Consider the following 23,667-nt stretch of genomic DNA (forward strand, 5'->3'; position numbering starts at 1 on the left):
GGGGCGTCTATGCAGCGTTCAGTACATGAGTTATTGACACCTCGTACCATTGACGTGAAGGAATCCAGCGCAACGCGTGCGAAGGTGACTCTCGAGCCTCTGGAGCGTGGTTTCGGCCACACTCTGGGCAGTGCACTGCGCCGTATTCTCTTGTCATCGATGCCGGGCTGCGCCATTACTGAAGCGCAGATCGACGGTGTCCTGCACGAATACAGCGCCATCGAGGGTGTCCAGGAGGACGTCATTGAGATTCTGCTGAATCTCAAGGGCGTCGCCGTGAAAATGAACGGTCGGGACGAAGCCGAGCTCACGCTCAGCAAGAAAGGCCCGGGTGTTGTTACAGCTGGCGATATCAAGCTGGATCACGACGTTGAGATCGCGAATCCGGATCATGTGATCTGTCACCTGAGTGAAAACGGTGAAGTGAACATGCGTCTGCGTATCGCCCGTGGTCGCGGCTATGAGCCGGCAGACCAGCGTGGCCTCGACGAGGACGAGACTCGCGCCATCGGACGCCTGCAGCTGGACGCAACCTTCAGCCCGGTTCGTCGCGTGGCCTACGCCGTGGAAAGTGCGCGGGTTGAGCAGCGGACCGATCTGGACAAGCTGGTGATTGATCTGGAAACGAATGGCACGATTGACCCGGAAGAAGCGATTCGTCGGGCGGCAACCATTCTCCAGCAGCAACTGGCGGTGTTTGTTGATTTCGATCACGAGAAAGAGCCCGAGCGCGTTGAAGAAGAGGAAGAAATCGATCCGATCCTGCTTCGCCCGGTCGACGATCTGGAATTGACAGTGCGTTCAGCTAACTGCTTGAAGGCTGAGAACATTTACTATATCGGCGATCTGATTCAGCGTACCGAAGTGGAGCTGCTGAAGACGCCTAACCTTGGCAAAAAGTCGCTGACAGAGATCAAGGACGTTCTTGCGTCCCGTGGTTTGTCTCTGGGCATGCGTCTTGATAACTGGCCGCCGGCTAGCCTTCGTGGCGACGACCGGGTTCTGGGCGGTTAATCGCCGATTAGTTTAAGGTAAGGAATCAGAGCAATGCGTCATCGTAAGAGTGGTCGTAAGTTCAGCAGGACCAGTGCGCATCGCAAGGCCATGTTCCGTAACATGACTGCGTCACTGGTTGAACACGAGCTGATCAAAACAACGCTGCCGAAAGCCAAAGAGCTTCGTCGGGTAGCGGAACCTTTGATCACGCTTTCCAAGAATGATTCGGTTGCGAACCGTCGTCTGGCATTTTCCCGCCTGCGCGACGATGCAGCGGTTGCCAAGCTCTTTGATGAGCTGGGTCCGCGCTATAGCGACCGTCCGGGGGGTTACCTCCGCATCCTGAAGTGCGGCTTCCGTGCCGGCGATAATGCCCCGATGGCATTCGTCGAGCTGGTTGGTCGTCCTCTGGATGTCGAAGCAGAAGAAGTGGACGAAGACGAGGATTAATCGTCCTCTGAATCGCCCATGAAAAGCCGGAATCCGAAAGGGTTCCGGTTTTTTTATGCCTGCTTGAGCTGTATGGCCTGGAAGCCTGATAGCGATGGTGGCTGACCCGAGAGTGCGGGTGGAGTTACTGCGGAAAAATAACTCGTTTCGCTCAGACACATTTTTCGGGCAGAAACTCACCCGCACTCTCGGACCGACATACTTTCCTGATATACCGGATATTGCCCCTTATCTTTTCAACATCGGTTTCAGATAACGACCGGTGTGGGAAGCGCGATTCTCCGCGACATCCTCCGGAGTGCCCTCGGCGATGATCTGGCCGCCGCCGGAGCCGCCCTCCGGGCCCAGATCGACAATCCAGTCGGCGGTTTTGATGACGTCCAGGTTGTGCTCGATGACCACGATGGTATTGCCATGATCCCTGAGCCGTTCCAGCACGTTGAGCAGTTGCTGGATATCATAAAAGTGCAGGCCGGTGGTCGGTTCGTCGAGGATATACAGTGTCTTTCCGGTGTCCCGTTTGGAGAGCTCTTTGGCGAGCTTTACGCGCTGGGCTTCACCACCGGATAGTGTCACCGCACTTTGGCCAAGGCGGATGTAGGATAGGCCCACGTCAATGAGTGTCTGGAGCTTCCGGGCGAGGAAAGGGACCGCATCAAAGAATTCCCGACCTTCCTCGACGGTCATTTCCAGTACTTCGTTGATGTTTTTGCCTTTGTACCGGACTTCCAGGGTTTCCCGGTTGTAGCGTTTGCCCTTGCAGACGTCGCAGGGGACGTAGATGTCCGGGAGAAAGTGCATTTCCACCTTGATGACACCATCGCCCTGGCAGGCTTCGCATCGTCCACCCTTCACATTGAAGGAGAAGCGTCCTGGTTTGTAGCCCCGGGAGCGCGCTTCCTGCGTGCCGGCGAAGAGTTCGCGGATGGGGGTGAACAGGCCTGTGTAGGTGGCCGGATTTGATCTCGGGGTTCGTCCGATCGGACTTTGATCGATATCAATGACCTTGTCCAGATGGTCCAGCCCTTTGAGGGATTTATAGGGTGCGTGGGTCAGGCTGGTGGCCTTGTTAAGCTTTGCCGCCGCTACCGGGTAAAGGGTGCTGTTGATCAGGGTGGATTTGCCGGAACCGGATACGCCCGTGATGCAGGTCATTACGCCAAGGGGTAGATTCAGAGTGATGTCCTGGAGGTTGTTCCCGGTTGCGCCGGTCAGCGTCAGGGTTTTTCCTGAGCCGGTCTTGCGGGTGTCGGGAACGGCGATTTCCTTCTCGCCGCTGAGATACTGGCCGGTGAGGGATCCCCTGTTGGCAATGATGTCAGCGGGTGTACCCCGGGCAACGACATGACCGCCATGGACGCCAGCTCCGGGGCCTATGTCGATCACATAGTCGGCCGCCCGGATCGCATCTTCGTCGTGTTCGACCACGATCACCGTGTTGCCAAGATTCCGCAGGTGGGTGAGGGTCGCCAGCAGGCGATCGTTGTCCCTCTGGTGGAGACCAATGGAAGGCTCGTCCAGTATGTACATGACGCCCACGAGGCCTGCCCCGATCTGGCTCGCCAACCTTATCCGTTGGGCCTCGCCCCCCGAGAGAGTATCGGCGCTGCGCTCCAGGGTGAGGTATTCCAGGCCGACGTTGACGAGGAACTGCAGTCTTTCCCGAACTTCCTTGAGGATCTTTTCCGCAATTTCGCCTTTGCGACCGGGCAGGGCGAGCTGCTCGAAATAATCATGGGCTTCCCCGACCGGCAAATGCGTGATGGCCGGCAGGTTGCGATTTTCTATAAACACGTGGCGAGCGCCGCGCCGCAGGCGGGAGCCATGGCAGTCCTTGCAGGGCTGTGTGCTCAGGTTTCTGGCCAGTTCCTCGCGCATGCTCTGGGATTCGGTTTCACGGTACCGGCGCTCGAGATTGGGCAGTATGCCTTCGAACGGGTGCGCTTTTTCCATGATCTGGCCGCGTGAGTTGACGTACCGGAACGGGATATTTTCTGTGCCGGACCCGTGGAGCAGAACCGACTGGAAACTGTCGGGAAGATCTTCCCAGGGCGTGTCCAGGTCCATGCCATAGTGCTCAGCAACGCTGCTCAGCATCTGGAAGTAATAGACGGCTCGACGATCCCAGCCTTTGATGGCGCCTTGAGCAAGCGTCGCCTCCGGGTGCTGAATGATTTTTTCGGGATCGAAGAATTGTTTGACGCCCAGGCCGTCACAGGTCGGGCAGGCTCCGGCCGGGTTGTTGAACGAAAACAGCCGCGGTTCCAGCTCGCTCAGGGAGTAGCCGCATTGAGTGCAGGCATAGCGTGCGGAAAAGGTGTGTTCTTCGCCATCGCCACTCATGGGTGCTACCAGAGCGATGCCGTCCGAGAGCTCCAAAGCGGTCTCGAAACTCTCTGCGAGGCGCTGCTCAAGCCCCTCTTTGACCTTGAACCGATCCACCACGACGTCGATCTGGTGCTTGCGCTTTTTGTCGAGCTCGGGCACGTCATCGATGTCGTAGACGGTTCCGTCGACTCTCAGTCGGATAAAACCCTGGCTACGCATGTTGTCGATGACCTGGTGATGCTCCCCTTTCCGGTCACGAATCACCGGCGCGAGGATCATCAGCTTGCTGCCGTCGGGCATGGCCAGTACCTGGTCAACCATCTGGCTGACCGTCTGGGCCTCCAGGGGCTGGTCGTGGTCCGGGCAGCGCGGTTCCCCGGCGCGGGCAAACAGCAACCGGAGGTAATCGTAGATTTCGGTGATGGTGCCTACGGTTGACCGCGGGTTATGAGAAGTGGACTTCTGCTCGATCGAGATGGCCGGCGACAGCCCCTCGATGTGGTCCACATCCGGCTTTTCCATCATCGACAGAAACTGTCGCGCGTAGGTGGACAGGGATTCGACGTAGCGCCGTTGGCCTTCGGCGTAGAGCGTGTCGAAGGCGAGAGAGGATTTGCCGGATCCGGACAAGCCTGTGATCACGATGAGTTTGTCCCGTGGCATATCCAGGTCGATGTTTTTCAGATTGTGGGTACGGGCTCCCTTGATCTGGATATGATCCATAACACCTCTCAGGTCGAAAAAAACGAAAATTATACCGCGTTATCATAGTGCTCGTGAAACCGCAAATGACTCATGGCATGCCGTCAGTCCCTCGCAAACGCGGCTTCTGCTACAATGCGCGCCCTGCGGGAGGCCCGATGCTTCCTGGCCATTGGCTTTCACTACGCGGCTGAGGTACCCACTGCGATGAATGCACTGGAAAAACGTTCTGTTTCTGCTCTGGCGTCCGTTTATGCGATGCGCATGTTGGGCCTGTTCATGGTGCTGCCCGTATTCATGCTACTCGGCAAGGACCTCCAGGGCGCAACGCCGGCGCTGCTTGGACTTGCCATCGGCGCCTATGGTCTGAGTCAGGCACTCCTTCAGATTCCCTTCGGCATGCTTTCGGACCGTGTTGGTCGCAAACGGATGATCTACATCGGTTTGATCCTGTTTGCGATCGGCAGCCTGCTTGCCGCGTCCACCGATTCCATATACGTGGTGATTGCGGGAAGGGTTTTACAGGGGTCGGGTGCAATTGCCAGTGTCCTGATGGCCCTGTTGAGCGATCTCACCCGTGAGGAGGAACGTACCAAGGCCATGGCGACGGTGGGCATGTCCATTGGTCTGTCGTTTTCGGTGTCCCTGGTGCTGGGGCCGTTGATTGGTTCGCACTTCGGCCTTTCCGGTATTTTCTATGCCACCGGCGCGCTATCGCTGGTTGCTCTGGTGATTGTGCACCGGGTGGTTCCAACGCCGCACCAGCAGCGTGCCAGCGCGGATACTCAGCCCGCACGGGAGATGTTGGGGCGGGTGTTGAGCGAGGGGCGTTTGCTGCGTCTCGATTTCGGGATTTTCTCGCTCCATCTTGTGCTGACCTCCCTGTTTCTTGTGTTCCCGACAGTCCTTGAGGATAAGCTGGGACTGGCCAGTAGCTCCCATTGGTGGTTCTATCTCACTGTGATGGTAACGTCGTTCTTTGCGATGATTCCATTTATTATCATTGGTGAGAAAAAGCGGCAGATGAAAGCAATCCTGTGTGGCGCCATTGCCTTGTTGACGGCCGCCGCCGGTGCGCTGTCGAATCTGCGGCACAGCCTGCTATTTGCATGGATCGTCCTGTTTTTCTTTTTCATGGCGTTCAACCTTCTTGAGGCCAGCCTGCCGTCACTGATCAGTAAGGAAGCGCCGGCGGCGAGCAAGGGTACGGCCATGGGGGTTTATTCCACCTCTCAGTTTCTGGGAGCATTCATTGGCGGTTCCCTTGGCGGTATGATGCTGGAGTCTATCGGCGTGTCCGGCGTGGTAGGGCTGATGGTTGCGGTGCTTCTGATCTGGCTGCTGGTGGCTCTTACGATGCCGACGCCGGGCTACACAACCAGTTTCATGGTACAGTTGCAGCAAGCCGTGTCCGGCCGGTTCGACGATGTGGATGCGAGCCTCCGCGAACTGCCGGGTGTGCGGGATGTGGTCATTGTCGAGGAGGCATCAACCGCTTACCTCAAAATAGACCGGCAGGAATTCGATGAGGGACGACTTGCCGAACTGGCATTTGTCCGGCAGGGTAACAGTCTTTGAAATCCGGAAGCCCGCAGGGAGTGCGGGCTCCCCAGAAACTTCAGTCAGGAGCATACGATGGCACGAGGCGTAAACAAGGTCATTCTTATTGGCAATCTCGGACAGGATCCGGATACCCGCTACACCCCGAATGGTAATGCGGTGGTCAATCTGAACCTGGCCACCGATGAGAGCTACAAAGATCGTCAGACGGGGCAGCTGGTTCCGAAAACCGAATGGCACCGCGTTGTCCTGTTCGGCAAGGTGGCGGAAGTGGCCGGTCAGTATCTTCGGAAAGGCTCCAAAGTCTACATCGAAGGTAAGCTGCAAACCCGAAAATGGCAGGGGCAGGATGGCCAGGATCGTTACACCACCGAAGTGGTTGTCGATATCAATGGCCAAATGCAGATGCTGGACAGTCGCGGTGGTGAAGGCGGCATGTCCCAGGGCGCTCCGGCAGGACGTCCTCAGCAGGCCAGTCAGGCCGCGGCGGCCCCTCAGTCTGGAGGGTCCTCGCAGGCCCCGGCGGGCGGATATGGCCAGCCGTCACAGGGCGGTAGCATGCCGGAGCCGATTGACGACTTCGATGACGACATCCCCTTTTGATGCATTCGTTTCATCGCCTTGTTGAAAAGCCCTCGCGTTTGCGGGGGGTTTTTGTAACGCCGCTGCAAAAAGACGTGAAATCGATCAAAAAACGTAGGGTTAGGGTTGTTTTTGATCTATCATGTAACCCACTGTAAATGGCCGTTTTTTGGCCAATAATAATAAACCGGATCGTGCGAGTGTTTTCATCTTCCAGTCTGTATCCATGGGCAGCGTCTCTTTGCTTCAAAAACTGAAAAACATATTTCGGCCAGGGCACGCTGCACAACGCGTTTCCCTCGAAGTACGTCCCGACGGAATTGCCTGGGCGATGAACGTTCAGGGTCCTGATCCTCGTTCCGGTTTTTCCGAATGTCCGCCGGCCAGGCGAGGTGAAACCCTCCAGGCCCTGGTCGAGCAAAATGCCTGGGCGGGTGCTGTCACCACGCTGGTTCTGCCGCTGGACCAGTATCAGGTGTTCCAGATGGAACGGCCTGAGGGGGTCGAAGAAGACGAATTGGCGGACGCGCTGAAGTGGAAGCTCAAGGACCTGCTCGATTTCAGTCCTTCCGATGCCGTATCAGACGTTTTTCCCTTCCCCAGTGATGGCGCCAGAGGTCGGGGAGAGTTGGCCAATGTGGTGGCCGCGCGAAAGACGCTGGTGAGCGATCTGGCTTCTCTGGTGCTGTCCTGCGGCATGCAGCTGGAACGCGTGGATATCGCGGAGCTGGCTTTACGCAATCTCGTGGCACGCCTGGCCGTTACCGATCGGAGCACTGCGCTGGTGCACTTGCGTGAGAATTACGGTCAGCTGGTTATTTGTCGGGGAAAGACCCTCTATCTGTCACGTCGGCTCGATGTTTCCTACGACGAGCTGAGGGATGCGGCCCGCCAGGAGAGTGCGGTCCAGACGCTGGCGCTGGAGATCCAGCGGTCGCTTGACTACTACGAAAGCCAGATGGGACAGGTTCCCCCGAACACCATTTTCCTTGCAGCGCGGGACAGCGTTCTGCCATTGTCCTCCATGTTGTCCTCCTACGTGGCCGCCGAGATTGCTACGCCTGACTGGGCGTCTCTCGGGCTGAGCGAGTCGCTCGATAGTCGGTGTGTCACTGCATGGAGCAGTGGTCTCGTGGGGGATGTTTCATAATGATTCAGCAGGTCAATCTTTACACCAGTGAACTGCGTCCCCGGCATCAGAGGCTCACGGCGACTACAGCCGTATTATCGCTGGTGGTCGTGTTTGTCACGGCTCTTGCGGTTGGATTCTGGTCGTCTTATCAGAGCCGGCAGCTGGAGGCGAAACTGGCAATGACGCAGAACCGCAATGAACAGTTACAGGCTGCCGTCACAGCGATGTCCGAAGCGGTGAAGCAGCGACAGCCGGATCCCGGATTGAAAACGGAACTGGAAAGTCTCAACCGGACACTGGCCCGTCGTCAGCACCTGCTGGATCGGGTTGCCGGGCTTGCGGTCGGGCAAAGCGGCACGTTTTCCCCCCTGATGTCCGCGTTGGCACAGCAGATACCGGATCAGGTCTGGCTTACCGGAATCACCCTGGAGCTGGATCCGCTTCATGCTGAAATTCGTGGCCGGACGCGTGACAGCCATCGGGTTCCCGTCTATCTGGAACGGCTGGGGCAGTCGGCGGAGTTTCGCGGACGCACCTTTGGTTCGTTCCGGCTGAGTCGGCCGGAAAAGGGCGGCTCGGTCGAGTTTTTCGTGGCCACGCGTCCCGGTGAGGAGGGTGGATCATGATCGCCCACCTGAAACACCTGTACCGGCAAGGCGCAGACCGCTTTGATGAGCGACCTGTTCGCGAACGCACCCTCATGACATTTACCGCCATCGTGGTGGTTCTTTTTCTGGTCTGGATTCTGATTCTGGAGCCTCAGTACCGGGTCCGTGACGGGCTCAGAGAACAGTTGGATGCCGCCGGGAATCAACAGGATCAGTTGCTGGCCCAGCAGCAGACCCTGGAGCAGACGCTGTCCAGGGATCCCTCCGAAGCGCTACGGAAAACGCTGGCCCAACGGCGCCAGCGGCTTGACGATTTGAACCGGCAGATCGGTGAGACCGCGGATCGGCTCATCGCTCCGCAAGCAATGGTTGCGTTGCTTCGCCAGATCCTGTCGGCCCAGGACGATCTTGTTCTCGAATCTCTCGAACTCAAAACGCCTGAACCGGTGTTTGCCGAGAGTGCCCCGTCGGATAACGCAAAGAATGACAGTGAATCGGACCCCCTTCTGTACGCGCACCAGGTGGAGCTACGTATCACCGGGAGTTACCCGGCGGTGCTTGCCTATCTGAAAAAGCTCGAGTCTCTCGATGATCGCCTTGGGTGGGTCCGTCTGGAATACACGGCTGGTGACTGGCCCAAAGGCGAGGCCGTCATTGACGTGCGCACTCTGAGCCTGGACAAGGCATGGCTGGGAATCTGATATGAACATCGCCCGTAGCATTGGATTGATCATGTTGTTGCTCGTCTGGGGCCCGGCGAATGCGGTGCAGGACCCAACGCGTCCGCCACATGCTGAGGAACCGTCAGCGAAGCCCGCGCCACTGAGGCCGCTGTCGCTGGATTCCATCGTGTACGGCGATGGTCGACGAGTGGCCGTGATCGACGGTCGCCCAATGCGCGAAGGTGAGACGGTGAACGGGGTGCGCGTGAAAGCCATTCATTCTGATCGGGTTGAGGTTCTCGACCGTGGGCACAAACGGGTGCTCCGGCTTGAGTCGCTGCCGAGTGTGCGGGTGAGTCGATGAACAATACGGAGGCAACCAGAAGCATCATGAGAAAGATCTGCCGACCGGCGCTGGCCTGCATGGTCGGGCTGGTACTGTCCGCGTGCAGCAACAATCCTCTCATGCGAACATCCACCGCCACGTCGACCGATGCCGCCGACGAGATTGTGAAAAACCTGGACAATGCTGATGCTGCTGAACAGAACCAGCAGCCCGATGCATCGAAGCAGACAGCGCAGGCCAGCCTGCCGGCAGATGTCAGCGCGGCGCTTTTGCCGCCCTTGCAACCGGACGACTCCCGTGATGACCGGTTTGACGTTAACGCCCGTGCGGTGGAAGCCCGCAGTTTCTTTGAATCGCTGGTGGCGGGCACCCGTTTCAATGTGGTGGTGGACCCGGGGCTGGCAATGCCGATCGACCTTCGCCTTCACGATGTCACCGTGCCGGAAGTCATGGACATCGTCTCAGATCTCTACAACCTGGATATCGAGCGCAAGGGGCGTCTCTATCGGGTCAAGGCCGACAGGCTCCAGACCCGGATCTTCTCTATCGATTACCTCGATTTCAAGCGCAAGGGTGGTTCGGAGACCCGTGTCAGCTCCGGTCAGGTGACGAGTTCGCGCTCGTCCGGCAATAACAATGGAACCAGTAACTCCAACACAGGTAACGAGGACCGGAACCTGGTGGGCACCACCATTTCCACAAAAACCGAGTCGGATTTCTGGAATGACCTGCAGGCCACCCTGAACATGATGGTTGATTCGGAGGCCGGCGATCAGGTGATCGTGAATGCCGGTGCGGGCCTGGTTATGGTTCGGGGGCGCTCCGATACCCTGAAACTCGTAGAGGATTATCTCCGGCGAACGGAGCTGATCATGCAACGACAAGTGGTGCTTGAAGCCAAGATTCTCGAGGTGGCGCTCAATGAGGGCTATCAGCAGGGCATCAACTGGTCGGATCTTCAGCGTGCCTCGTCCATTACTGCCAGTGACGGGCTCCCGGCTGACTTTACCGCTCAATCTCTGGCGGGGCAGACCATCAGCACCTCGGATATTGGCGGCCTGTTCTCCGCCTCTTTCCGTGAGGGCAGCTTTTCAGCGTTGATCCAGCTCCTCGGCAGCCAGGGCAATGTTCAGATCCTGTCCAGCCCGAGGGTCTCCACGGTGAATAACCAGAAAGCGGTGATCAAGGTGGGGACGGATGAGTTCTTCGTCACCGATATAGACTTCAACAAGGACAACACCAACCTGACCGGTTCAGACAGCACGACCACCTCGGTTGAGCTGACGCCGTTTTTCTCGGGCATTTCGCTGGATGTAACACCCCAGATCGCAGATGACGGGGCCATCACGCTGCACGTTCACCCGTCCGTCAGTGAGGTAAGCGATCAGGAAAAAGTGATTACGATTGGTGATCGGGATGTCACGCTGCCGCTGGCGAAGAGCACGGTGCGGGAAACGGACAGCGTCGTCCGGGCTGACAGCGGGCAGATTGTCGTGATCGGCGGCCTGATTCAGAACACCAGTGAAGACAATAACTCCGCGGTTCCGTTTTTCAGCGATATTCCGCTGTTGGGTGAACTGTTCAAGCAGCGCAAGTTTGACTCACGCAAGAGCGAATTGGTGATTCTGCTCCGACCGGTGGTGGCCGGCAGGGGCGCCATGGCTTCGGATATTTCGTCGAGCCAGCAACGGATGAAAGTGTTGCGGGAACTCCTGCAATCCTCCCAGTCGGTCAAGCCCGAACCGGAGCGCGCGCCACGGTAATATGTACGAGACCCACTTCGGACTGCAGGAAGCACCGTTCGCATTGACGCCCAATACCCGCTACTTTCTGCGGTCACCCAGCCATGCCGATGCGCTGGAACTCCTTCTGGTTGCACTCCGGGAAAGGGAGGGCTTTATCAAGATCACCGGCGAGGTGGGCACGGGAAAGACCCTGCTGTGTCGACTGTTACTCAATGAGCTGGATGATATTGCCTGTACGGCCTACATACCCAATCCTCACCTGTCGGCGGATACCCTGTATGAGGCGGTCGCGGAAGAGCTCGGCGTCGATATTTCCGGCTGTTCCAACACCCATCAGGTGCTGAAGGCGCTTAACCAGCGCCTGATTGACCTGGCGATGGACCAGCAGTCCGTTGTGCTCGTTATTGACGAAGCCCAGGTCATGCCGGAACCCACCATCGAGGCGTTGAGACTGCTGACCAACCTTGAAACCGAGAGCACGAAGCTGCTTCAGGTAGTGCTTTTTGGTCAGCCCGAACTCGATCAGCTGCTCGGCAAGGACAGTTTGCGTCAGCTGCGTCAGCGAATCACCTTTCAGTATCACCTGAAGCCACTGGATCGCGCCTCGGTTGCCCAGTATCTTCGCCACCGGCTTGCCCAGGCCGGGTATAACGGCGGCGAACTGTTCGCGCCCGGTGCCCTGAAACTCATTGCCCGTTCCTCCGGAGGGATTCCCCGGCTGGTCAATATCCTGGCGCACAAGGGACTGCTTGCTGCGTGGGGGCAGGGCGCGCGACAGGTCGGGCGTGCACATGTGTTGAGTGCCATCCGGGATACCGACAGCGCGGTCCGGCCCGGGCTGATCGGGAGGTGGATATGAGTCTTCTGAACGATGCACTTCGGGCGGCAGAACAGCGCCAGCAACGGAGTAGCCAGCCCGGCGTCTACACGGGTCAACCGTCTGCTACCGGCACGCGATCGCGCCGATTCCCGATTCTTGTCGCAGTCCTTGGTGTCATCGCCGCGGGGTCAGGCGGCTGGTACCTGTGGCCGGACTCTTCGTCAACGACGCGGGAGGCCGTTGCCGTAATCCCGGCGGAGAGGTCCGCTGTGCCTGTTGCAGCCGGGCAACATGAGACCTCGCCGGCGGTATCCATCGAACAGAAACCCACGACCGAGGTCCCTGCCGCGGCGCATCCGGAACCCGTAACAGGGAGTAAACCTTCACGTCATCCGGATACGGATACCGATACCGCCGATTTTGTGCCGGATGACCAGGCCGGCTCGTCATCAGATGTTGCATCCGATCGCCGGGCGGTGGAAAAAACAGCAACCGTTTCGGTATCGACAACTGAAAAACCGGAAACCTCAGAAGCGTCGACGGATAGCGAACCGCCGTCGCCCTCGGTAAAACAAGTGCGTGAGACGCCAGAGTTTCGTGACCGCCAGTTGAGTCGGGAGATTGGTGATTTGTTGCGGTCCGGCCGGGCCGATGAAGCCGAAGTGAGGCTGCGTGCCCTGCTGCAGCGACAACAGGCACCGCAGAGCCGTGAGGCGCTCGCCCGAGGGTTCCTGGTGTCGGGGCGTGACCAGAAAGCACTGGACTGGTTGCCCGAAGAAGCCGGCGTCGGTAACCCGAACCTCCGGGTGTTGCGCGCCCGGGCCTTGCTTGCTGGTGGAAACCTGAAGGCGGCCGTGTCCACGTTGCGCAACGATATTCCGCCGGTGCAAAGCCATCCGGAATACCTGGTTACACTGGCCACGCTGTTGCAGCAGGCCGGAGAGAATCAGGCGGCTGCGGAACAATGGACCCGGCTGCTGGCCTCCGATGACAGCCGTCCGGCCTGGTGGGTGGGGCTCGCCATTGCCCTGGAATCTCAGGGCCGGCTGGACAGCGCAACGCGGGCCTACGCCGAGGCGGCCTCGCTGCCGGGGTTGCCGCCGGCGCTTGCTGATTACGTACGCGAACGTCTGAAAACCTTACAGGCTGGATGATGACGACCGAACCGAAAAAAAAGATCCGCATTGGTGACCTGTTGGTTCAGAACGAGGTCATCACCGAAGACCAGCTGATGACGGCGCTGCGGGAGCAGAAAGATACCGGGCGCAAACTGGGGCGCACGCTGATTGATCTCGGCTATGTCGACGAAGACAGTCTGTTGAACATTCTGTCGCGGCAGCTCGACGTGCCGTTTGTGCAACTGCGCCACTATCAGTTCAACAACGAGCTGGTGAAAAAGCTTCCCGAGGCGATGGCGCGGCGGTTCCGGGCTATCGTGCTGGCGGAACAGCATGGCGAACTGCTGGTAGGCATGGCGGATCCCCTAGATATCTTTGCCTACGATGAACTTGTCCGGGTGCTCAAGCAGCCCATCAAACAGGCCGTCGTCCGGGAAAGCGAACTGCTCAATACGCTCGATCTCGTGTACCGGAGAACCGAAGAGATTGCCTCCCTGGCGGAGGAGCTTGAAGACGAGCTGGGCGACGACGCCTTCGACCTCGCGGATTTGTCGGCCGAGTCGGAGAGCGAGGATGCGCCGGTCGTCAAACTGCTGAAAACGCTGTTTGAGGACGCCGTGCAGGCGCGGAGTTCGGATATCCATATCGAGCCGGACGAGTCCGTGGTCCGGATTCGCCAACGGGTGGATGGCGTGCTCCAGGAACAGGTCATGAAGGAAAAACGGGTCAACGCCGCCCTCGTGCTGCGTTTGAAACTCATGGCCGGTTTGAACATCTCCGAGAAACGGTTACCCCAGGACGGGCGCTTCAATGTGCGTGTCAAAGGCCGCAGTATTGATGTGCGGGTCTCCACCATGCCCGTTCAGTTTGGTGAATCGGTGGTCATGCGTCTGCTCGACCAGAGCCAGGGCATTCTGAATCTGGACAGCACTGGCATGCCCGAGGATGTCCTGGAACGATTCCGAAGGATGATCCACAAGCCGCACGGCATGATCTTGGTAACCGGCCCGACGGGTAGCGGTAAGACCACGACCCTCTACGGCGCGCTCACCGAACTGAACCGGCCGGAGGTCAAGGTGATCACTGCCGAGGACCCGGTGGAGTACCGTCTGCCCCGGATCACTCAGGTTCAGGTCAATCCCAGAATCGGTCTGGAATTTGCCAACGTCCTGCGGGCCGCCCTGCGACAGGATCCGGACGTCATCCTGGTGGGAGAAATGCGGGATCGGGAGACTGTGGAAATAGGGCTGCGGGCGGCCATGACCGGTCACCTTGTTCTATCGACCTTGCACACGAACGATTCGATCAGCAGCGCCATGCGCCTGGTCGATATGGGCGCGGAGCCCTTTCTTGTGGCCAGTTCGCTGCTGGGTGTGGTGGCGCAGCGTCTCGTCCGCCGGGTCTGTGAGAACTGTTCGTCGCCTTACGAACCGACGGACCAGGAACGGGTCTGGCTGGAGAGTTATGACCTGGATCCGCTGGATCTCGAGGCCGGTTTTGTCCACGGACGAGGCTGCTATCAGTGCAGTAACACCGGGTACAAGGGCCGGGTGGGCGTCTACGAGTTGCTGGAAATGAATGAATCCATGCTGGACGCGCTAAGGCGCAGTGACGTTTCCGGCTTCACTCGGGCGGCCAGAAACAGCCCGTGGTACCGGCCATTGGGCTGCTGTGCCATGGATTATGCGTTGCGCGGCGTGACGACGTTGGAAGAGGTGGCCCGGGTGGCGGCCACATCGGAAGGGGAATTCTCGCCCGAGGACGAGATCCCCATGCCGGATAGCCCGCTGGGAGGTTCGTCCTGATGGATTTCCGGTATCGGGGGAAAGACGCTTCCGGAAGTGTCCAGCAAGGTGAACTGTCGGCGGCGAACGTGGATGCCGCTGCCTCCGAGCTGATGCGCCGGGGCATTACACCACTGACTATCCGCGAACATCAGCCGCGTGTCTCGGTAACAGACCGAATCCGCAATATGGGATTGTTCCGCCAGAACGTGACTCTGGATGAGTTGATCGTTTTCTGTCGCCAGATGCACGCCCTGACCCGGGCCGGGATTCCTCTGATCCGGACCATGCGGGGGCTGGCGGAGACAACAAAGTCGCCGGTATTGGCAAAGGTGTTAGAGGATGTGACCACCCGCCTGGAGGGTGGCACCACGATGGCCAAAGCCATGCAGGTGCATCCACGGGTCTTCTCCGATTTGTTTGTGGCCATGATCCACGTCGGCGAGAACACGGGAAGGCTGGATGATGGCTTCAAGCGCCTTTCCGAGATTCTGGAACTTGAGCGGGATACCAAACGTCGCTTGACACAGGCCATGCGCTATCCCACTTTTGTGATGGTCGCCCTGCTGGCGGCGCTGATGGTGGTGAACTTTCTGGTGATTCCGAAATTTGCCGCGGTCTTCAACAAACTGGGTGCCGACCTGCCGTTTCTCACCCAGATACTGGTTGCGACCTCCAATTTTTTGCTGGGCTACTGGTACGTCGTCCTGTTCGCAGGGGTGGCGCTTGGTATGCTGGTTCAGCAGTGGAAGCAGACGGAGCAGGGGCGTTTGACCTGGGATCGATACAAGCTGCGCTTGCCGGTGATTGGCAACCTGCTGGAACTGATTACGCTGAGCCGGTTTGCGCGTAATTTCGCAACCATGCTGGCGGCCGGCATGCCGGTGACCCATGCCTTGAGTGTGGTGGCCAACGCCACTGACAACGCGTGGATTGCGACCCACATCCGGGAGATGCGGTTCGGGATCGAGCGGGGTGAAAGCCTGCTTCGGACCGCGCGGCAGAGTGGTATGTTCCCACCGCTGATCCTGCAGATGATCGCAGTGGGTGAGGAAACCGGGTCGGTGGATGATATGCTGAACAACGTGGCGGACTTCTACGACGAAGACGTCGATTTTGGTCTGAAACGCCTGGCTGAATCCATTGAGCCGATTCTGATCGTAGCCATGGGCATACTGGTGTTGATTCTGGCGCTGGGTGTGTTTCTGCCGATCTGGGACCTGGGAGCCGCAGCGCTGGGGAGGTAGCCATTGCCAGTGTCGAGGCTAACGGGAAGCAGTGAACTGGCGAATAGCCGTCGATTTCGTCTGGCTCTGGTGCTTGTAATACTGGCGGTGCTCTGGTGGTTTTTGTTGGGAGCACTGGAACGCCAGGCCAGCAAGGTGGAGCGGCAGAGTGTCGGGCTTGTGCTCAGTCAGCTCAGGGCGGCCCTGGTCGTCAAGGGTGCAGAAATCATGCTGGACCGGGATGCCCGTCTCGAAAACTACGTGGGCATCAATCCGGTGGGGTTGGTGCAGCAGAACTGGAATTCGTACGAAGGTGTCTGCAAGGGTGACGGTCCCGCGCGCGGTAAATGGTGTTTTCGGTCGCGTCTGAACGTGAGGGATCATGCCGCAGAGACTGGCCGGTTGCTATACCGGCCGGAGCATCGAATCCAGATCGGCCAGCGGGTGGCCGAGCCAGGCGCGACGCTGGGCTGGATGGTGACGACACAGTTTTCGGACCGGAACGGTGATGGCCGTCAGGACGAATCGGAGAGAACGACCGGGTTGATGTTGGAACCGGTGACTGAGAATTGATTTGGGGCCCCCATAAAAAGAAGGAACGCATTATTATGAAAAGCCAGAGAAGATTGAATCGCGGCCAGGGCTTTACCCTGATCGAACTGGTGGTGGTGATTGCCATCCTGGGGATTCTGGCGGCATTTGCTCTGCCACGGTTTGCCCAGCTGTCCGAACAGGCCCACCAGTCCAGTATCCGGGCGACGGCAGGCGCTTTGTCCGCCGGCGTGGCCCTGGCCAAGACCCAGTGGGTTTCGAACGGGTTTACCGCAGCCACCGCCAACGTTCAGGGGTTCGGGAATGATAATATCGATGTAAGCGGTGAGGGCTGGCCTACGGCAACCGGTGGTGCGCTTAACACGAATATGGATGTGGCACGCTGCCGGGAGATCTGGCAGGGCTTGTTGCAGGCGAACGCGCCGACAATTGCTGGGGCCAATCCGGACTACGCGGTCAGGACACAACCGGACGCAGACGGCGATCCAGGGGACGACTGTGTTTATACCTACCAGCCGGACGGCCAGGGCAGCACCATCGTCTATGACGCCGACACCGGTGAAGTGACAACAACCATTAACTGATCAACCAAGCAAAACGTGGAGTAGAACCATGAAAATGATGAACGCAATTCCTGCGCGCAATGAAAAAGGTTTCACCCTGATCGAACTGGTCATGGTGATTGTAATTCTGGGGATTCTGGCGGCGTTTGCGTTGCCGAGGTTTGCAGATTTGGGGGGCGATGCAAGAGCCTCTTCCGTACAAGGTCTTGCTGGAGCTATGAAATCAGCTGCCTCTATTGCTCATTCTTCTCAGTTGGCTAAGGGTAGTGGACTTGGAGCTAAAGTGACTCTGGACGGTCAGGAGGTCACAATGGTTAATGGTTATCCAACGGCCGACGCCGCAGGTATCCTTGCAGCCGTTGATGTTGACACCACGAATGATTACACCGTATCAACCACCGACAGTGGCGGCACTGCCGGCGGTGACACGATCACTCTTGAGCTGCAGACGAGCTGCTCAGTTCAATACCAAGCAGCCAATGCAGCGACAGACAATACCGGACCAATCACCTCTCCTTATAGTGTGACGGTTACTGACTCTGGTTGCTGATAGCGTTGAGCGAAAGGGGCTGTAGAAGGATTTTTCGCGGCCCCAGGAGGAAGGCTATGGGCGCTAGAAGTCGTTTCGAGAGACAGCTTTTCGTCCGTGGATTCACGCTGGTAGAGCTCGTGATGGTTCTGATTCTGATAGGCATAATTTCTGTCATCGGAGTCGGACTATTCACCAGCCGCTCCGCCTTCTCCCCGCTGGTTGCCACCCAGCAACTGGCCTCTGCCACGCTGCTTGCCCAGCAGGCAGCGCTGGCAGGCAATCAGGCCGGGAGTCTGACGATTGATCAGACAACCGATGAGTTCCGGTTTACGGTCGGCGGCGGAACCCCCGAGTCACGAACCTTTTCGATCAATCGTCACGGTGCCTCGTTGACCGGGGCATCGCTGCCGCTCACCCTGAACTTCACGCCGTTGGGAGCGCTGGCCTCCGGTTCGGATGTGGCTCTGACCTTTACCGGTGAGAGTAATTTCCAGACCTGCATCAGCTCCCTGGGCGCTGTGTATCAGGGGGCCTGTCAGTGAATCCGATGCAGCGAGGCGCGACCCTGGTGGAGCTGGTCATCACCATTGTGATTATCAGTGTTGCCGTAGCCGGTGTGGTGGGTGCCTTCGCGTTGCTCAGTGGTCGGAGTGCCGATCCGCTTAATCAGACACGTGCGGTGGCACTCGCTCAGCTCTATGCCGATGAGATCCTCTCGCGCCGGTACGATGAAAATACCCCGCCGGGCGGAGTCCCACGGCACGCCGGATGCAACATCAATACGGAAGAGCCCAGTCGTGCCTCTTACGATGACGTGGACGATTACGACGCGATCTCGAACGATCCTCCCCGTAATGCATCAGGGGCGGCTCTGGATCCCGCCTCTTACAGTGGGTTTCAAGTCAGTGTCAACGTGCAATGTGCGGGTGGTGAGGTTGGCCTCCCCTCAGCCGACGCCAAACGGATCGATATCACGATCCGGGATCCGGGCAATACCAATTATGCGTTTACTTTCTACAGGGCCAATTTCTGATGCGTGGCGCGAAGGGATTCACGCTCGTGGAACTGGTCATGGTGATTGTCATCCTGGCCATCGTGGCGACCATCTCCGTTCAGTTCGTGTCCCTGTCCACTCGTGGCGCTCTGGACGTCAGTGCCCGCCAGCAAAGGGCGCTGCAGGGCGTAGTTATCGGTGAACAGCTTTCGCGCCAGCTGCGGGAAGCATTTCCTCTATCAATACGGGTCAGCGGTCAGTGCCTGGAGTGGCTGCCGGTTCTGGCCGCGACGAACTACATCCACCGGACACAGGGGCCGGGGTTCGACAAGATTGACATCGTACCGTTCAGTCAGGTGCCTGCAGCGGGAAACCGGGCCTTGATCTATGGCTATGGGGCGACAACCTCGGAGCTGTACGGATCAACCAATCCTGGTCCGGTCTCGACACCCATCGCCGGTATAGCTGGTGGAACGATCACCCTGAGCAGTGCCCATCGGTTCCGTCAGCAGTCCCCGGAGCGCCGTTTGTATGTCATCGGAAGTCCGGTCAGTGTGTGTCAGAACGGACGAATGCTTTACCGGTATTCAGGGTATGGACGCACAACCTCTCAACCATCGCCCCCGACAGGCGGTGTGCGCGAAGTGATGTCGGCGAACCTTTCGGGGCCAGTCGATTTCCGTTTTACCCCGCCAACCTATCAGCGCGCGGCCGTTGTCGAATTTGCGCTTACCCTCAAGGATTACGATACCGGTAGCGATGAAACCACCACCACACGGCAGGAGGTCCAGATCCGGAATGTACCCTAGATCTCCCGGTCAGTATCAAAATGGTGCGGGTTTGCCGATTGCCATATTTGTGATCACGGTGCTATCCCTGCTGGTCTTCGGTATGTCCCAGTTGCAGCAGCAGTCTGGCGAATCGCTGAGTCTCCAGATCCAGTCCCAACGGGCATTTTTTGCGGCCGAAAGTGGCGCTCAGGTCGGTGTGACGGATGTGCTCTATGAAGGGCGCGCCTGTCCTGCCGGCGGCTCGAACTGGACAGTAGCCTTTTCCAAACAGGCGCTTTCCGGATGCGAGGCGAGGCTCCAGTGTTCCCAGGAGGACGCCACTGCCGTCAATGGCAATGGTGGCGACAGGCTTTATACCATTGTGAGTGAAGGCCGATGTGGAGCGGGGCAAGAGGCTGCCCGTCGAGTTGTGGAGGTACGGGTTCGATGATGAGCGTCGTTGCTGCTTTTTCCCGAATGGTTTTTTTCGCCATTCTGACTCTCTTTGCTACAAACCTCTGGGCTGCAACCTGCACCGATGTTTTTAGCAACGCCAGCGGAGTGACTCCGAATCTTCAGGCATCGGGTCATACTCTGGATCTTGGATCGGTCCCTTTTGCCAACAATGCCTGGCCACAATCTGGCACCACCCTGGCCGATGGCGACTATTATTTTTCGTCGACGAATCTCCCCAATAACTATCGGCTGAATATCGCCAGCGGTGCGAGTGTTCGCATTTTCGTGAATGGATCGCTGGCGTCCGGTAATGGCCTCATGATCAACAGCAATGGAAATGCCGACCAGCTGCTGTTGGTGGTCAAAGGCAGTCTTTCGCTTGGCAACAACGCTGAACTTCGTGGTCTTGTATACGCCACTGGGAGTGTTGGAGTCGGGAATAACGGCAATGTGGACGGAGGCATAGCCGCTGGCGGCGCCATTTACTATGGCAATAACAGTCGTGTGACTGCCGACTACAGTGGTGTGAGCAGTGGGCTTCTGACCGGCCTTTGCAATCCGGCGATTGTCCTGAGTGCCAACGGCCAGAGTACGGGGCCGGTTCGGGTGAATGTGGGTGAGACCGTCACCTTCTCCGTTACCGCCAGAGGCTGTCCTTCCGCCGAGCCCTCATTTTGGAGTGACGATTGGATCGATTCATGGTTTCTGGATGGTTCCAGCATTGGTCAGGCCGGATTCAATTCATCCCCCTGTGATCGCGCCGTTGAGAAAACGCATACGTTCAATCAGACGGGCACCTTCACGGTTGCGTTTGAGTCCAGATATTGCAGTGATTCCGGTTACTGGGGACTGGCGTGTCGAAACTATTCAGTTTTCGGCCGGGATGACATCCAGATTGATGTAGGGAATCCCACGGGTGGACTGACCTGTTTCGACGATCAGTTTTCTTCATCGACCCTGGATGCGAATGACTGGGTCACGTCAGTGTCCAAAGGATCCTTCACTCCCGGCGTGACGGGAAATGGCCGGCTAAGAATGACTGAAGCCGCCAGTAACCAGGCCACGGCCGCCACATTACAGCGCGAGATCCCTGGCGCGGATAATCTCATTGTTCTGGAGTTCGATTATTACGCCTACGGTGGAAGCGGGGCAGACGGTGTCGCGGTGGTCCTGTCGGATGCGCTGATTACCCCCCAGCCGGGAAGTTATGGTGGATCGCTGGGATATGCTCAAAGAAATAATGGAGACAGCGGCTTTGCCGGAGGATGGCTTGGCATCGGTCTGGATGAGTTCGGAAATTTCTCGAATCGCAGCGAAGGGCGGGTTGGCGGCAATAGCGGGCGCACGCCAGACTCTGTGGCGGTGAGGGGCTCGGCACCGGATTATGCCTACCTCGCTGACTCGGGCCAGCTCAATCCCGGTGTGGACGCAACGGGTCAGTCCAGTCCCCACCGCTATCGCATTACCGTGGACTCGAGGGCCGGTGTCGGGCCTATTGCGACCGTCGAGAGGGACACCAGCGGAACCGGCAATAATTTCTCCCAACTGGTGCGTATCGATCTTGGATCGGTTGCTTCCCAGAGTACCATTCCGGAAAACCTGTTGCTGTCGCTGACGGGATCCACGGGTGGATCCAATAATATCCATGAGCTGGACAATGTTCAGTTGTGTGCCCTGAAACTGAATCCGGTCGGTCAGCAGGTCGACCACTTCGAAATTGTGCACGATGGTGTTGCGCTAACCTGTCAGTCCGAGACGGTAACGGTTCGGGCCTGTGCCAATGCGGCCTGTGATCAGCTGTTTACCGATCCGGTAAATGCGACTCTGGCGCCGAGCAGTGGCTGGGCTGGAGGCAATGTGCTGTCAATCAGCGGCGGTACCGCGCAGGCTTCTCTCCAGCACACGACCGCGGGCAATGTCAGGCTCAATGTCGTGGGCTCGCAACCGTCGACCCGGCCTCAGTCCGTCACTTTGTGCGATAACGGGAGTGGCGGGCTATCGAGCAGCAAGTGCTCTTTGCCATTCTACGATTCCGGCTTGGCCTTTGATGTCCCCGACCTTACTTCGCACAAGCCGGAAAGCTCGATACAGGTTCGGGCTGTCCGGAGAGACAATCAGACGGATGCCTGTGTGCCGGCGTTCGAGAACGTGCGCAAGCCGGTTTCCTTCTGGTCCACCTATGTCGATCCAGGCGCCGCAGGACGTCCTGCAAGCCGCCCACTGTCGGTGAACGGTACGGAAATCGGCGGAAGCCAGACCGCTGCTACAACTCTGGACCTGGACTTTGGTGCTGGTGGTGTCGCACAGATCGACGTGATGTATCCGGATGCGGGGCGGATGAACCTGAATGCGCTTTACCTGGGATCCGCGGCAACTGGCGACAGTGGTCTGGAGATGCCCGGTGCCGACAGTTTTGTCAGCATTCCGGCCGGCCTGTGTGTCCGGTCAGCGGGAGAATGTCTGGCCGGCGATTCAACCTGTCCGCGTTTCAAAAAGGCCGGGGAGTCCTTTGATCTGACTGTTCAAGCCGTCGGTTGGGAAGGCGGCGGCGATACAGATCTGTGTCAGGGCAACCCGACGACGCCGAATTTCAGTCTTTCCGGCATCCCGTTGACCTCCAGTCTGGTCGCGCCTTCCGGCGGGGCGCCGGGAACGGTTGTGCCAGCCTCGTATTCCCATGGTGCGTCATCGACAGCAACGCAAACGGTGGCCACTCGGGTTTCTGAAGTGGGCGTTTTCCGGTTTCTGGCAACGCCTGGTACTGGTGCCTATCTCGGGAGGACAGTGCCCGGTGGTACGAGTGCGCCGATCGGGCGTTTCTATCCGGACCGTTTCGAGGTGACCACCGACCCTGGTGAACTGCAGGCAGAGTGTTCGGCTGGTGGCTCTCCCTTTACCTATACCGGAGAGCCATTTGGATGGAAAGTGCCTGCGTCGTTGAGTATCGAGCCTGTGTCTGTTCAGGGATCGCGGACTTTGAATTACACGGCTCCGGGATTCAGAAAACTGGTTGCCGGTGATGTCGACCGCGTTTTCCCGGGTGGCGATTCGACAGCGGTTGATGTGTCCGGTTCTCCGGTATCTTTGACGACCACCCCGGTTACGGGCGGTCTGACTGTATCTCAGCCGGGATTGCTTTCCTATCAGTATTCCATGGCGGACCAGTTTGCGTTTGATAAATCCGTCGGAACCAGAATTTCGCCGTTTCTTCCGGATCTCTCGTTCCAGGTATCGGATATGACAGACTCGGATGGGGTGTCCGCGGCGGCAACCCCCTATACGTTTAACCCTACAGCCAACTTCGACATCCGTTATGGTCGCCTTTTTCTTGAAAACGCCTACGGACCGGAAACCCTGGCGGCGCTCCCGATGCCGTTTCGTGCCGAATACTGGAATGGCTCGGGCTTTGTCACCAACACCGCCGACAGCTGTACCGCCTGGACGACCACGGACATCACCGATACTGAAAACCACCATTCCCTGAGCGCCGCCAGTGGCACTCTGAGTGCCGGGCTGGGTGGCCCGCTTTCACTGGTTCCAGATGGCTCGCAAGGCACCGATTCCCTGGTCTGGAATGTGGCAGACTGGTTGGCGTTTGATCAGGACGGAGACGGCACGCTTGAAGATCCGTCTGCGTTGGCAACGTTTGGGGTCTATCGGGGTAATGACCGCGTGATCTACTGGCAGGAGCAATAAAAAAGGCGGGGCCAGGGCCCCGCCAAACCGCTTACGAACCCGGTG

At 58.4% G+C, this 23,667-nt stretch carries 22 protein-coding genes; 21 read left to right on the forward strand and 1 reads right to left on the reverse strand.

Annotated features, from left to right (window positions below; all coding sequences use genetic code 11):
• Positions 1-9: 9 nt before the first annotated feature.
• Positions 10-1,014 (forward strand): DNA-directed RNA polymerase subunit alpha, encoded by a 1,005-nt coding sequence (locus tag MSNKSG1_RS17825; protein ID WP_008940692.1) that lies wholly within the window; start codon positions 10-12, stop codon positions 1,012-1,014.
• Between the two features lie 33 nt (positions 1,015-1,047).
• Positions 1,048-1,446, forward strand: coding sequence for a 50S ribosomal protein L17 (gene rplQ, locus MSNKSG1_RS17830; RefSeq protein WP_008940693.1), 399 nt, complete (start codon positions 1,048-1,050; stop codon positions 1,444-1,446).
• A 228-nt stretch (positions 1,447-1,674) separates the two neighbouring features.
• Here the strand turns inward: rplQ and uvrA are convergent, their stop codons facing one another.
• Entirely contained in the window at positions 1,675-4,497 is a 2,823-nt protein-coding gene (gene uvrA, locus MSNKSG1_RS17835) for an excinuclease ABC subunit UvrA (RefSeq protein WP_008940694.1), read from the reverse strand.
• A gap of 186 nt (positions 4,498-4,683) precedes the next feature.
• Between uvrA and MSNKSG1_RS17840 the strand changes: the two genes are divergently transcribed.
• The 19 genes from MSNKSG1_RS17840 to MSNKSG1_RS17930 all read left to right on the forward strand — a co-directional run bounded on the left by MSNKSG1_RS17840 (position 4,684) and on the right by MSNKSG1_RS17930 (position 23,622).
• Positions 4,684-6,054 (forward strand): MFS transporter, encoded by a 1,371-nt coding sequence (locus tag MSNKSG1_RS17840; RefSeq protein ID WP_040887086.1) that lies wholly within the window; start codon positions 4,684-4,686, stop codon positions 6,052-6,054.
• A gap of 57 nt (positions 6,055-6,111) precedes the next feature.
• Positions 6,112-6,639: a single-stranded DNA-binding protein gene (ssb, locus tag MSNKSG1_RS17845; protein ID WP_008940696.1), complete on the forward strand. Its 528-nt coding sequence runs from the start codon at positions 6,112-6,114 to the stop codon at positions 6,637-6,639.
• A 310-nt stretch (positions 6,640-6,949) separates the two neighbouring features.
• Positions 6,950-7,768 carry a type IV pilus biogenesis protein PilM gene (locus tag MSNKSG1_RS17850; RefSeq protein ID WP_008940697.1) on the forward strand — a complete coding sequence of 273 codons (819 nt, stop codon included), beginning with the start codon at positions 6,950-6,952 and terminating at the stop codon, positions 7,766-7,768.
• The gene (locus tag MSNKSG1_RS17855; protein ID WP_008940698.1) at positions 7,768-8,376 is read left to right on the forward strand and encodes a PilN domain-containing protein; all 609 of its coding nucleotides are present in this window, start codon (positions 7,768-7,770) and stop codon (positions 8,374-8,376) included. Before MSNKSG1_RS17850 ends, MSNKSG1_RS17855 begins: the two co-directional genes overlap by 1 nt.
• The gene (gene gspM, locus MSNKSG1_RS17860; RefSeq protein ID WP_008940699.1) at positions 8,373-9,059 is read left to right on the forward strand and encodes a type II secretion system protein GspM; all 687 of its coding nucleotides are present in this window, start codon (positions 8,373-8,375) and stop codon (positions 9,057-9,059) included. The genes MSNKSG1_RS17855 and gspM overlap by 4 nt, the downstream gene beginning before the upstream one ends.
• A 1-nt stretch (position 9,060) precedes the next feature.
• Positions 9,061-9,384, forward strand: a complete 324-nt coding sequence (locus MSNKSG1_RS17865; protein ID WP_008940700.1) for a hypothetical protein — start codon at positions 9,061-9,063, stop codon at positions 9,382-9,384.
• A 26-nt stretch (positions 9,385-9,410) separates the two neighbouring features.
• Entirely contained in the window at positions 9,411-11,129 is a 1,719-nt protein-coding gene (mshL, locus tag MSNKSG1_RS17870; RefSeq protein WP_227498060.1) for a pilus (MSHA type) biogenesis protein MshL, read from the forward strand.
• A 1-nt stretch (position 11,130) separates the two neighbouring features.
• The gene (locus tag MSNKSG1_RS17875) at positions 11,131-11,970 is read left to right on the forward strand and encodes an ExeA family protein (RefSeq protein ID WP_008940702.1); all 840 of its coding nucleotides are present in this window, start codon (positions 11,131-11,133) and stop codon (positions 11,968-11,970) included.
• Entirely contained in the window at positions 11,967-13,085 is a 1,119-nt protein-coding gene (locus MSNKSG1_RS17880) for a tetratricopeptide repeat protein (protein ID WP_008940703.1), read from the forward strand. The genes MSNKSG1_RS17875 and MSNKSG1_RS17880 overlap by 4 nt, the downstream gene beginning before the upstream one ends.
• Positions 13,085-14,854, forward strand: a complete 1,770-nt coding sequence (locus tag MSNKSG1_RS17885; protein WP_008940704.1) for a GspE/PulE family protein — start codon at positions 13,085-13,087, stop codon at positions 14,852-14,854. The genes MSNKSG1_RS17880 and MSNKSG1_RS17885 overlap by 1 nt, the downstream gene beginning before the upstream one ends.
• The gene (locus MSNKSG1_RS17890) at positions 14,854-16,080 is read left to right on the forward strand and encodes a type II secretion system F family protein (protein WP_008940705.1); all 1,227 of its coding nucleotides are present in this window, start codon (positions 14,854-14,856) and stop codon (positions 16,078-16,080) included. The genes MSNKSG1_RS17885 and MSNKSG1_RS17890 overlap by 1 nt, the downstream gene beginning before the upstream one ends.
• Positions 16,081-16,089: 9 nt before the next feature.
• The gene (locus MSNKSG1_RS17895; protein WP_152638819.1) at positions 16,090-16,632 is read left to right on the forward strand and encodes a hypothetical protein; all 543 of its coding nucleotides are present in this window, start codon (positions 16,090-16,092) and stop codon (positions 16,630-16,632) included.
• Positions 16,633-16,667: 35 nt separating this feature from the next.
• Positions 16,668-17,195: a type II secretion system protein gene (locus MSNKSG1_RS19615; protein WP_008940707.1), complete on the forward strand. Its 528-nt coding sequence runs from the start codon at positions 16,668-16,670 to the stop codon at positions 17,193-17,195.
• Between the two features lie 28 nt (positions 17,196-17,223).
• Positions 17,224-17,724 carry a prepilin-type N-terminal cleavage/methylation domain-containing protein gene (locus MSNKSG1_RS19655; protein ID WP_008940708.1) on the forward strand — a complete coding sequence of 167 codons (501 nt, stop codon included), beginning with the start codon at positions 17,224-17,226 and terminating at the stop codon, positions 17,722-17,724.
• 56 nt (positions 17,725-17,780) lie between these two features.
• Positions 17,781-18,248, forward strand: a complete 468-nt coding sequence (locus MSNKSG1_RS17910; RefSeq protein ID WP_008940709.1) for a type II secretion system protein — start codon at positions 17,781-17,783, stop codon at positions 18,246-18,248.
• Positions 18,249-18,253: 5 nt separating this feature from the next.
• Positions 18,254-18,739, forward strand: a complete 486-nt coding sequence (locus tag MSNKSG1_RS17915; RefSeq protein ID WP_040887089.1) for a type IV pilus modification PilV family protein — start codon at positions 18,254-18,256, stop codon at positions 18,737-18,739.
• On the forward strand, positions 18,739-19,509 hold the full coding sequence (locus tag MSNKSG1_RS17920) for a PulJ/GspJ family protein (RefSeq protein WP_008940711.1): 771 nt from the start codon (positions 18,739-18,741) through the stop codon (positions 19,507-19,509). The genes MSNKSG1_RS17915 and MSNKSG1_RS17920 overlap by 1 nt, the downstream gene beginning before the upstream one ends.
• A complete protein-coding gene (locus MSNKSG1_RS17925) occupies positions 19,499-19,921 on the forward strand; it encodes a hypothetical protein (RefSeq protein WP_008940712.1) in 423 nt (140 codons plus the stop codon). The genes MSNKSG1_RS17920 and MSNKSG1_RS17925 overlap by 11 nt, the downstream gene beginning before the upstream one ends.
• 110 nt (positions 19,922-20,031) lie before the next feature.
• Complete coding sequence (locus MSNKSG1_RS17930; RefSeq protein WP_227498061.1) at positions 20,032-23,622, forward strand: DUF6701 domain-containing protein; 3,591 nt, start codon at positions 20,032-20,034, stop codon at positions 23,620-23,622.
• Positions 23,623-23,667 lie beyond the last annotated feature (45 nt).

The organism is Marinobacter santoriniensis NKSG1, assembly GCF_000347775.1.
GTDB lineage: Bacteria > Pseudomonadota > Gammaproteobacteria > Pseudomonadales > Oleiphilaceae > Marinobacter > Marinobacter santoriniensis.